The following is a 9929-nucleotide window of genomic DNA, read 5'->3' as shown; positions in this document are numbered from 1 at the left end:
CGGATATACCCCCATCCAACCCAGCACCCAGCTCACAGCTCACATTCCAAATCACCCAACAAGCGGCACCGCAATCAGCAAAATCACACTCCCATGCGCAACCATCGCTGCCAGCACCCCATAACGCAGGCGCACCAACGCACACGCCAACCCTTCAACCAACGTAAACAGCAACACCGGCCAACCCACCTGGGTCACACTCAACGCCAGAAACGCATGACAAGCGGCAAACGCCACCCCGCTGATCAACGCCGCCCGCAACGACGTAACCTGCTGCTCCAGATAGCCCTGCAAAAACCCGCGAAACAACACCTCTTCCAACGCATTGGCGCCATACGCCAACACCACCATGCCCGGCAGCCACACCCAGTAACCATGAATCGACGACGCCTCAATGCCTTGATAAAGCCGCAGCGGCAAACCGATCAAACACCCCACCGCCAGCCCCACCAGCAGGCCAACCATCGGGTTGCCGATCGTCCAGCGCATCAGCCGCCACAACTCCGGCGCCAAGCGTGAGAGCACCATGACCAGCAACGCTGAAAGCCCACCCAATACCGCCAACACAAAGGCATTGGCACTGAACGCAATCTGCGCGTCGCCATTCAGCGCCCACAAACCCAGCGGCGTCATCACGTCGCGCATCAGCACAAAGGCCGCCAGCAAAATCAGGATGCGCAGCGCCGTCAGCGCCTTGGGCGTGAGCGCAAACCACAGGCCAAACAGCAGCAAGCCCGGCGCCAAATGCACGCCGTAGTCAATCAATACCGTCATGCCTTGAGTGATCATAAGCCGCTCAACCGTGGGCTACGGCAATCATATCGATCTCGACCGCCGCCGATTTCGGCAACTGCATCACCCCCACCGACGTGCGCGTATGCACCCCGGCATCGCCGAGGATTTCGTGCAGCAAGTCCGACGCGCCATTTGCCACTTCACTCTGCTGATCAAAGTCTTCAGCACTGCGCACATACACGCTGATACGCGCGATCGCCTTGATCTGGTCCAGTGAACCCAGCGCCTGCTTGAGCAACCCCAGGCAGCGCAACGCGCTGATGCCCGCAGCCACTTGCGCCTGGGCCACGGTCAAGCTGTCACCGACTTTGCCCGGCAACACAATCGCGTCACCCACGCGAGGAATCTGGCCGCTGATATACAGGTGGTTGCCGTCGCGCACCAAGGGCGTGTAGTTGCCGCCAACCTTGAATGCTTCCAAGAGGTAGCCGATACGCACTTGGGCAGCCTGGTATTTTTCATCACGTGTCATGGACTGGACTCCTGGGTAACGAGGGCAACGCGGCGATAGCATAGCCATGTGCCAGTCGCTGAGGAAGCGAGCGCCTGAAAAGCAAGGCCGATAGCAATGTGTTGAGACGTCGTACAAGAACGGATTTCTGTTATAACGCCGCCATAGCGAATCTTTTCAAGATATTTCGAAATTTCACTTTCCTTCCCCACCTGAAATATTGCATGGTTGTACGACGACTTAAGCCGTCGTCTTCGCCCCCAACAAGAATAAGGAAACACCCATGCAAAAAGTCAAAGTGCTGATCGGTTTTCTGTGCCTGTTCACCGGTTACGTCGCAGCTGCGCCTGCCCCGGCCGAGAAGGATGTGGCCCAAGCGGTCGACCAACTGACCCAAGCCATGCTGCATCTGGACCTCAAACAGCTTCACGCCCTGACGTCCGAGAAGCTCACCTACGGCCACTCCAGCGGCAAGGTGCAGAACAAGGCGCAATTTATCGCCGACCTTGAAACCCACACCAGCGCGTTCAAAACCCTCGAAATGCAAAACCAGACCATCACCCTGGACGGCGACACCGCCCTGGTGCGCAACCACTTCCATGCACTGGCAGTGAACAGCGGCGTTGAAGTGCCAACCGATATCGACAACTTCCAGGTCTGGCAGAAGCAAAAAGGCCACTGGCTGCTGATCGGTCGTCAGGCTTACAAGTACTGAGGCTTGCCGGTGAGCCGCCGTCCTCGGCTCACCATTCCACGGCCTTGCGCACCTTCACCAGCGCCTCGCGCAATGTCTGCATGTCCACCGACCCCAACGCCAGCCGCAGCGCGTGGGGCACCTGTGCCGAGACGGCAAACGGTTCAGCGGTAGACACCGAAATATTCTCGCGCTGCAACGTCATCGCAATCTGATCCGCCCGGGCGTCCTGTGCCAGCGGCAACCACAGAAAGTACGACGACGGGTGGCTGATGTACGCCACGCCTTTGAACACCTGCGCCGCCAACACTTGCCGCGCCCGCGCATCCTGGCGCTTTTGCGCTTCCAGTTGCGCGACGGTGCCGTCTTCGATCCAGCCCACAGCAATGGCACTCATCGCGCCCGGTACGTTCCAGGTGGTGGCCATGATCGTGCGTTCCAACACCTTTACCCACGCGGTGGGCGCGGCAATAAAACCGACGCGCAAACCCGTCGCGACGCTCTTGGAAAACCCTCCGACATACACCGTGCACTCCGGCGCCAATGTGGCCAGCGGCGGCGGCGCATCGTCGGCGAGAAATGCATAGGCGGCGTCCTCGATGATCATCAAATGGTACTGGCGGGCGATCTCGACCAACTGTTCACGCTGCGCCAGGCTCATCACCCAGCCCAGCGGGTTGTGCAAAGTCGGAATGCTGTACACCGCGCGTACCGGGCGCTTGCGACACAGGTTGCGCAGAAACTCCAGGTCCGGGCCGCTGGGGGTGACAGGGATCGCGACGATTTCCAGGTGCAGGGTTTCAGCGAGTACCTTGAAGCCTGAATACGTCAGCGCATCGACGGCGATCACATCCCCGGGCTTGAGCAGCGCCATCATGCTCACCGCCAGACCGTGCTGGGCGCCGCTGACCAACAACACCTGTTCGGCCGCCACCGTCAGCCTTCGGTTCAACAGGTGCCGCGCCACCGCCGCCCGCTCATGCAAACGCCCCGCGTGGGGTTGATAACGCAGCAGGGCTTCGAGGTCCCCCGACAGCGCCAGTTGGCGCAAGGCTGTGCGCAACAGGTCGGCCTGACCGGGAAGCGAGGGGTAATTGAAATTGAGGTCGAGCATGCCCGTGGCGACGCTCATCTGCCCACTGCCCTGCCCCGGCGGCAATGAAATCTCACGCACGAAGGTGCCACGGCCGGTTTCACCGCTGACCAGGCCCATGGCTTCAAGCTCGGTGTACACGCGGCTGGCCGTCACCAACGCCAGGCCATGGTCGGCGGCCAATTGGCGGTGGGTCGGCAGCCGAGTACCCGGCGGCATTTCCCCGGAGCGAATGTCGCGGGCAAAAGCATCGACCAGCGATTTGTAACGGGCGCGTGGCATTACGGCTGTATCCATGACAATTTTTTGATTGTATTGATCTTCAACCCTAGGATGCCCGGCACGCAACGTGTCTTTTACAGGCCTCTCCTTATGCAACGTACCTCAGCGCTGAACACCCTGGACAGCGGCACTCAAGGCTGGATCAACGGCTTTATCGGCGTGGTGATTTTCAGCGGCTCATTGCCGGCTACGCGCCTGGCCGTGATGGAATTCGACCCGGTGTTCCTCACCATGGCCCGTGCCACCATTGCCGCCGTGTTAGCGCTGTGCTTGCTGCGGGTATTCAAACAGAAACGTCCCGCGCGCACTCAATGGACGCCCTTGGCGATTGTCGCCCTCGGCGTGGTGATCGGCTTTCCGTTGCTCACGGCTTTAGCGCTGCAATACGTGACCTCGGCGCACTCCATCGTGTTTATCGGCCTGCTGCCGCTGGCCACTGCCGTGTTTGGCGTGTTGCGCGGCGGCGAGCGTCCACGCCCGGTGTTCTGGCTGTTTTCGCTGCTGGGCAGTGCGCTGGTGATGGGCTACGCCGTCGCCCAAGGCCTGAGCGCCGCGCCCGCCGGTGATGTGCTGATGCTGCTGGCGGTGCTGGCGTGCGGCCTGGGGTACGCCGAAGGCGCCAAGCTGTCGCGCAGCCTCGGCGGCTGGCAGGTGATTTGCTGGGCGCTGGTGGTGTCGCTGCCGGTGGTGGCGCCGTTGAGCCTGATCCTCGCGCCGTCGAGTGTTGTAGGCATCAGCCTGCCAGCCTGGCTGAGCCTGGGTTATGTGTCCGTGTTCAGCATGTTGATCGGCTTCGTGTTCTGGTACCGCGGCCTGGCCCAGGGCGGGATCGCCGCCGTCGGCCAGTTGCAGTTGCTGCAACCCTTCTTCGGCCTGGCGCTGGCCGCGAGCCTGCTGCATGAACCGGTCAGCCTGGGCATGGTGCTGGTGACGGTCGCGGTGATCGGCTGCGTGGCCGGCGCGAAGAAGTTCGCCCGGTAGCCATGCCTCAGCGTTGCGGCGCGACCATCTTGAATTTGATGTTGATGTCATCCGACACCACGCTGTTGCCCGCCCACTCGCCCTCGCCGATCTTGAAGTCGCCGCGCTTGAGGATCAGCTCACCGTCAAACACGCCAATGCCGCTTTGCTCCTTGAGCACCACGTCCACGTCCACCGGGCGCGTGGTGCCCTTGATGGTCAGGTTGCCGCTGATCTTGAAGTGGTTATCGCCCAATGGCGTGACGCCGGTGGATTCGTACACGCCCACCGGGTAAGTCGCGGTGTCGAACCAGGATGCACGTTGCAGCTCGTCGTTCGCGTCCGGGCTGCCGGCATCGATGCTGGCGAGCTGGATTTTGAGCAACGCGTGCCCCGCCTCGGGCTTTTGCGTATCGAACGTCAACGCCCCTTCAAAGTCGCTGAAGGTGCCATACACGCGCTGCCCCAACTGCTTGTAGGTAAAGCTGATCTGGCTGGCCGTGCGGTTGACGTCGCGGTATTCCACGGCCTGCGCAGTGGAAAACCAGCCAAACACCAGAGCCAGCAAGACGACCGGGGACATTCGACGCTTCATGGAACACTCCGCAACAGAAAAGGGACAGTGCTGAGCTAACACCCCATCCCGGGGATTTATTCCCATCCGGCGCAGGCTCTGCTAAACAGAGTAGTTGCCCCAGCACAACAAGGACTTTGCATGCACAGCGCTTCCCTGCAAGACACCGCCGCGCCGGAAGGCATCTGCTACGGTTGCGGCGCCAGCAACCCGCACGGCCTGCACATCAAGAGCCGTTGGCACGCAGACGGCATCCACCTGATCGCCGATCACTTGCCCGACGCCCAGTACAGCGGCTGGCCCGACCTGGTCTATGGCGGCCTGATCGCCATGCTCGTGGACTGCCACTCAAACTGGACTGCCATGGCCTATCACTATCGCGCCGAACAGCGCGAACCTGGCAGCCTGCCACGCATCGACTGTGTCACTGGCAACCTCGGCGTCAAATTCATCAAGCCGACGCCCATGGGCGTAACACTGACCCTGCGCGCCCGCGTCGAAGGTGAGGTGGGACGCAAAAGCCGCGTGGTCTGCGAGGTATACGCCGGTGACGTGCTGACCGCGCTCGGTGACTCAGTATTCGTGCGCGTCGACACCGACCAATTGGCCGCAGCCGCCCATGGCCGCGAGGGTTGATCCTGGTCTACATTGACTGCCACCGCTAATCGAGGATTGCACCGATGACTCGTCTCACCGCGAAAGACTTTGCCCCCGAACTGCTGGAACTCTACGACGGCTACGCCCACGGCAAGATCAACCGCCGTGAGTTTCTCGACCGCGCCGCCCTGTTCACCTTTGGCGGCCTCACCGCCTCGGCGTTGCTCGCGGCCCTGAGCCCCAATTACGCTCTGGCCGAACAGGTCAAGTTCACCGACCCGGACATCGTCGCCGACTACATCACCTACCCGTCGCCCAAGGGCAACGGCACCGTGCGCGCCTACCTCGTACGCCCGGCCAAAGCCGCCGGCAAATTACCCGCCGTGGTGGTGGTGCACGAAAACCGTGGGCTGAACCCCTACATCGAAGACGTCGCACGGCGCCTGGCCAAGGCCGGGTTCATCGCCCTGGCACCGGACGGCTTGACGTCGGTGGGCGGCTACCCCGGCAACGATGAAAAAGGCGTGGAACTGCAACAGAAAGTCGACCCCGAAAAGCTGATGAACGACTTCTTCGCCGCCATCGAGTGGCTCATGCACCACGACGACAGCACCGGCAAGGTCGGCATTACCGGCTTCTGCTACGGCGGCGGCGTGACCAATGCGGCAGCGGTGGCCTATCCGGAACTGGGCGCAGCGGTGTCGTTCTACGGCCGCCAACCGGAAGCCAAGGACGTGCCGCGCATCAAGGCGCCGATCATGCTGCACTACGGCGAACTGGACACGCGAATCACCGAAGGCTGGCCAGCGTATGAAAAGGCGTTGAAGACGGCGGGCACGACGTACGAGGCGTTTATCTACAAGGGCGCCAACCACGGCTTCCACAACGATTCAACGCCACGCTACGACGAGGCAGCGGCTAACCTGGCATGGGAAAGAACCCTGGGCTGGTTCCGCAAATACCTCGCCTGACGGCGGCTTGAATGTGGGCGCTGGCTTGCCTGCTCCCACAGGGGTTTTTCAGGGCTTTTCTGGATCAGTGTTCCAGGGCATACCGCCGGCAATGGTTGAGGTAGCCCTGCTCATGGCTGCCCACCAACTGCACCACACTGGTCCATAGCCACGACGGCGCATCCAGTTGCCTGGAGCGGTTTTCCTGCAGCACCGCCATCCAGTCCTTGCGGGCCGCGCGGTCCATCTGCCGGGCGTGGGCGATGCCGACCACGCGCGCCAGGTAGCCGGCGGCGTGCATGGCGTCGGTTTCGCTCAGTTCATCCAGCTCCAGCTTCATGTCCTGAGGCAGCAGCTCACGGATGAAAAAGCCGTGATCCAGAAAGCGCGTGGCGACCATGCGTTCGCCCAGGCCCGGCGACAGCTGGCGTGCGCCCTCCACCACCCGACGGCCGTTGTCGCGTGGCATCTTCGCCCGGGCCGCGCGCGGTGCAGCGGCGCCGGCGGCTTCCTTGATATCGATCAGGCAATATTCCTGGTCATCCTTGTCGCCAACGCCCAACAAGGCGGCGTAGCGCTGCAACCCCAGGGAGCTGCAGCCCTTGACCCAATAGGCCGAGTCGAGCAATTCGACCTTGGCATCCTTGGGGCGGCCTTTGAGGGATGTGACCAACTGATGGATTTCGTCCGAGGCGCAGACGGTTTCAAGGGCGCTCTTTTCCGCCCGCGACAACGACCAGAAATGCTTACCGAGGGGAATGCTCGGGCGCGCATTCTCGATGCGTTCACGTGCGAGGTTTTTCCAGGTGCGTTCCACTGCGCTGCGCATGCTGGCCTTGACCTGCGACGGGCGTGGCGGCGCTTCGTCGGGCTTGTCCTTGAAGGCCTGTTCGTAGCCCACCATCATTTCTTCGAGCATGCGCGCCGTGGTCACCCCGGGCAAATCCGAACCGCGCGCGGCGGTGGCCAGCGACAGCGCCAGGCGCACCAGGTCGTGGGCCGGGTTGCCGATCACGGTTTGGTCAAGGTCGCGAATGTGCATGTCGATACGGCCCTTGTTGTCCCCCGTCGGGCCGAGGTTACCGGCGTGGCAATCGCCGCAGATCCAGATGGCCGGGCCATGGGGCAAACGGCGACCGGGCTGGCTGTGCAGCCACTCATAAAACTGCACCGTGCTGCCACGCACGTACGCGTGAGCGGAGCGGGCCATCTTCAAATTGCGCAGTTGCGTGAGGTGAGGCATGCGATCGGAGGGGCGCGGGGTTTTCATGGACACACTCAGTACGGGAGACACGGTAGAGCGTAGCCCGGCCACGAATGTTTCATTTTGTTTCAAGATAATAGCCATTGGACATGCCTGTTCTCACGCCGCCACCTCGCACAACCAACGTTTAAAGGCCGCCATCGCCGAGGTTTCCGTGCGCGACTGCAAACGCGTCAGCCAATAACTGCCGGTGGTGATGCCCACATCGAACGGCTGGCGAACCAGGTCACTTTCCAGTTGGCGCGAGAACATCATCGCTGGCGCCAGCGCCAGGCCGATGCCTTGCAGCGCCGCTTCCATCATCGCCAGCGACGAGTCGAACACGATGCTGCGCGGCACCGGGGTGTCGGCGGGCAAGCCGGCGGCCTGGAACCATTGGGTCCACTCATCGCTGCGGTACGAACGCAGCAAAGTGTGCTTCAACACATCATCCGGCGTGTGCAGTTGTTCCGCGAGTTGTGGAACGCAGAGCACGGTCAACGGGGCCTTGAGCAGTTCGCAGGCGTCCGTGCCGTGCCACGCGCCGGCGCCAAAACGCACCGCATAGTCCAGGCCCTCGGCGGCCACGTCGACCCGGTTGTTGTGGGTGGACAACCGCAGGTCGATAAACGGGTAACGTGCCTGAAAATCGGCAAGCCGAGGCAGCAGCCAACCCACGGCAAACGTACCCACCGCGCCGACCGTCAGCACTTCGCGGTAATGCCCGCCTTCGAACTGGCTGAGCGTCTGGGCTATGCGGTCGAATGACTCGCGCACCACCGGCAACAAGGTTTCGCCTTCGCTGGTCAGCATCAGGCCGCGCGGCAGGCGTTTGAACAGGGTGACATTGAGTTGCGCCTCCAGGCTCTTGACTTGGTGGCTGACCGCCGCCTGGGTCACGCACAACTCGATGGCCGCCCGCGTGAAGCTCAAGTGGCGGGCCGACGCTTCAAACGCGCGCAAGGCATTCAGGGGTAAATGGGAGCGCAACATGCTGAGCCCTTAATTTTTCTAATGGCAGGTGCGAGATATCATCGTTTGCCCCACTCAGGAAATCCACCTAGATTTGCCACGCCTGCGCAGGCCTTGATCATCAGTGCACCCTTTACATGGAAGCGAACCACCATGAAACGCAACGTACAAAAAATCCTGGCATCCGCATTTTTGCTGGGCTCCGGCACCTGCATGGCCGCCACCGACCTGCGCACGCTTGTGGACAGCCGCGTCGAACCGCTGATGCAGCAGCAAGGCATCCCCGGCCTGTCGGTTGCCGTGGTGAACAAAGGCCAGGTGCAATACTTTAATTACGGCGTGGCTGCCACCAACACCCGCAAGCCGGTAACTGAAGACACCCTGTTTGAAGTCGGCTCGGTGAGCAAGACCTTCACCGCCACACTCGGTGGCTACGCCCAGGCGACCGGCAAGCTCACGCTGTCAGACAAAGCCAGCGCGCACCTGCCTGCACTGGCCGGTAGTGCCTTTGACGGCATCAGCCTGTTGCAATTGGCGACCTACACCGCCGGCGGCCTGCCGCTGCAGTTCCCGAACGCCGCTGACAGCCCCGCGACCATGCTCGGCTACTTCCAGCACTGGAAACCCGCGTACGCCCCCGGCCTGCAGCGGCTCTATTCCAACCCAAGCATTGGCCTGTTCGGCTACCTGGCAGCACAAAGCCTTGGCCAGCCTTTCAACGTCGCCATGGAGCAAACCCTGCTGCCCAAGCTGGGTTTGAACAACACCCACGTCAGCGTGCCCGCGGAAAAATCCGGCCAATACGCCCAGGGCTACGACAAGAACCAACAGCCCGTGCGCGTCACCCCTGGCGCACTCGACAGCGAAGCCTATGGCATCAAGACCAGCACCCAGGACCTGGCCCGCTACGTGATCGCGAACATGCACCCGGACACCCTGGAAAAACCACTGCAACAGGCCATCGCGGCCACCCACACCGGCTATTACACGGTCAATGGCATGACCCAGGGCCTGGGCTGGGAGCGCTACCCCTACCCGATCAAGCTGCAAGCCTTGCTTGATGGCAACTCGACCGAGATGGCCATGCAGCCACACAAGGTCAACTGGCTGACACCCGCGCAGCCGCAGACGGCCGACATGCTGTTCAACAAAACCGGCTCAACCAGCGGCTTTGGTGCGTACGTGGCTTACGTGCCGAGCAAGGACATGGGTGTGGTGATTCTGGCGAACAAGAACTACCCCAACGCCGAACGGGTCAAGGTGGCTCATGCAATTCTGAGCGCGCTGGATCATTAGAGCCTGGCGCAGACCTAATGTG

General features: G+C 62.0%; 11 protein-coding genes. 5 read left to right on the top strand and 6 right to left on the bottom strand.

The window, feature by feature from the left end:
- Nucleotides 1–51: 51 nt before the first annotated feature.
- Nucleotides 52–789: a CPBP family intramembrane glutamic endopeptidase gene (locus WBB95_RS11695; protein ID WP_424487739.1), complete on the bottom strand. Its 738-nt coding sequence runs from the start codon at nucleotides 787–789 to the stop codon at nucleotides 52–54.
- 7 nt (nucleotides 790–796) lie between these two features.
- Complete coding sequence (locus WBB95_RS11690; protein WP_424487738.1) at nucleotides 797–1267, bottom strand: RidA family protein; 471 nt, start codon at nucleotides 1265–1267, stop codon at nucleotides 797–799.
- 262 nt (nucleotides 1268–1529) lie between these two features.
- On the opposite strand from WBB95_RS11690, the gene WBB95_RS11685 reads away from it, so the two are divergent.
- Nucleotides 1530–1961 carry a nuclear transport factor 2 family protein gene (locus WBB95_RS11685; RefSeq protein WP_424487737.1) on the top strand — a complete coding sequence of 144 codons (432 nt, stop codon included), beginning with the start codon at nucleotides 1530–1532 and terminating at the stop codon, nucleotides 1959–1961.
- A 28-nt stretch (nucleotides 1962–1989) separates the two neighbouring features.
- On the opposite strand, the gene WBB95_RS11680 is transcribed toward WBB95_RS11685, so the two are convergent.
- The gene (locus WBB95_RS11680) at nucleotides 1990–3315 is read right to left on the bottom strand and encodes a PLP-dependent aminotransferase family protein (protein WP_424487736.1); all 1326 of its coding nucleotides are present in this window, start codon (nucleotides 3313–3315) and stop codon (nucleotides 1990–1992) included.
- A 90-nt stretch (nucleotides 3316–3405) separates the two neighbouring features.
- Here WBB95_RS11680 and WBB95_RS11675 point away from each other — a divergent pair, with 90 nt between their 5' ends.
- Nucleotides 3406–4296, top strand: a complete 891-nt coding sequence (locus tag WBB95_RS11675) for a DMT family transporter (protein ID WP_424487735.1) — start codon at nucleotides 3406–3408, stop codon at nucleotides 4294–4296.
- Nucleotides 4297–4303: 7 nt separating this feature from the next.
- Here WBB95_RS11675 and WBB95_RS11670 read toward each other — a convergent pair whose 3' ends face one another.
- Nucleotides 4304–4870 carry a YceI family protein gene (locus tag WBB95_RS11670; RefSeq protein ID WP_424487734.1) on the bottom strand — a complete coding sequence of 189 codons (567 nt, stop codon included), beginning with the start codon at nucleotides 4868–4870 and terminating at the stop codon, nucleotides 4304–4306.
- Nucleotides 4871–4990: 120 nt separating this feature from the next.
- Here WBB95_RS11670 and WBB95_RS11665 point away from each other — a divergent pair, with 120 nt between their 5' ends.
- Nucleotides 4991–5485: a PaaI family thioesterase gene (locus tag WBB95_RS11665; protein WP_424487733.1), complete on the top strand. Its 495-nt coding sequence runs from the start codon at nucleotides 4991–4993 to the stop codon at nucleotides 5483–5485.
- Nucleotides 5486–5529: 44 nt separating this feature from the next.
- Complete coding sequence (gene yghX / locus WBB95_RS11660; protein ID WP_424487732.1) at nucleotides 5530–6417, top strand: YghX family hydrolase; 888 nt, start codon at nucleotides 5530–5532, stop codon at nucleotides 6415–6417.
- A gap of 64 nt (nucleotides 6418–6481) precedes the next feature.
- Here the strand turns inward: yghX and WBB95_RS11655 are convergent, their stop codons facing one another.
- A complete protein-coding gene (locus WBB95_RS11655; RefSeq protein WP_424487731.1) occupies nucleotides 6482–7666 on the bottom strand; it encodes a DUF2252 family protein in 1185 nt (394 codons plus the stop codon).
- Between the two features lie 93 nt (nucleotides 7667–7759).
- Nucleotides 7760–8632 (bottom strand): LysR family transcriptional regulator, encoded by an 873-nt coding sequence (locus WBB95_RS11650; protein WP_424487730.1) that lies wholly within the window; start codon nucleotides 8630–8632, stop codon nucleotides 7760–7762.
- Nucleotides 8633–8764: 132 nt separating this feature from the next.
- Here WBB95_RS11650 and ampC point away from each other — a divergent pair, with 132 nt between their 5' ends.
- Nucleotides 8765–9907, top strand: a complete 1143-nt coding sequence (ampC, locus tag WBB95_RS11645) for a class C beta-lactamase (protein ID WP_424487729.1) — start codon at nucleotides 8765–8767, stop codon at nucleotides 9905–9907.
- Nucleotides 9908–9929 lie beyond the last annotated feature (22 nt).

Source organism: Pseudomonas sp. (genome assembly GCF_049645325.1).
Taxonomy (GTDB): Bacteria; Pseudomonadota; Gammaproteobacteria; order Pseudomonadales; family Pseudomonadaceae; genus Aquipseudomonas.
The sequence above is the reverse complement of the archived record's forward strand: the minus strand, read 5'-3'. Positions and strand labels throughout refer to the sequence as shown.

What these genes read in the sequence shown, in the direction of transcription:
- yghX (WP_424487732.1), top strand. Translation starts at nt 5,530, where the DNA reads ATGACTCGTCTCACCGCGAAAGACTTTGCCCCCGAACTGCTGGAACTC.
- WBB95_RS11690 (WP_424487738.1), bottom strand. Translation starts at nt 1,267, where the DNA reads ATGACACGTGATGAAAAATACCAGGCTGCCCAAGTGCGTATCGGCTAC.
- WBB95_RS11665 (WP_424487733.1), top strand. Translation starts at nt 4,991, where the DNA reads ATGCACAGCGCTTCCCTGCAAGACACCGCCGCGCCGGAAGGCATCTGC.
- ampC (WP_424487729.1), top strand. Translation starts at nt 8,765, where the DNA reads ATGAAACGCAACGTACAAAAAATCCTGGCATCCGCATTTTTGCTGGGC.
- WBB95_RS11670 (WP_424487734.1), bottom strand. Translation starts at nt 4,870, where the DNA reads ATGAAGCGTCGAATGTCCCCGGTCGTCTTGCTGGCTCTGGTGTTTGGC.
- WBB95_RS11675 (WP_424487735.1), top strand. Translation starts at nt 3,406, where the DNA reads ATGCAACGTACCTCAGCGCTGAACACCCTGGACAGCGGCACTCAAGGC.
- WBB95_RS11685 (WP_424487737.1), top strand. Translation starts at nt 1,530, where the DNA reads ATGCAAAAAGTCAAAGTGCTGATCGGTTTTCTGTGCCTGTTCACCGGT.
- WBB95_RS11695 (WP_424487739.1), bottom strand. Translation starts at nt 789, where the DNA reads ATGATCACTCAAGGCATGACGGTATTGATTGACTACGGCGTGCATTTG.
- WBB95_RS11655 (WP_424487731.1), bottom strand. Translation starts at nt 7,666, where the DNA reads ATGAAAACCCCGCGCCCCTCCGATCGCATGCCTCACCTCACGCAACTG.
- WBB95_RS11680 (WP_424487736.1), bottom strand. Translation starts at nt 3,315, where the DNA reads ATGCCACGCGCCCGTTACAAATCGCTGGTCGATGCTTTTGCCCGCGAC.
- WBB95_RS11650 (WP_424487730.1), bottom strand. Translation starts at nt 8,632, where the DNA reads ATGTTGCGCTCCCATTTACCCCTGAATGCCTTGCGCGCGTTTGAAGCG.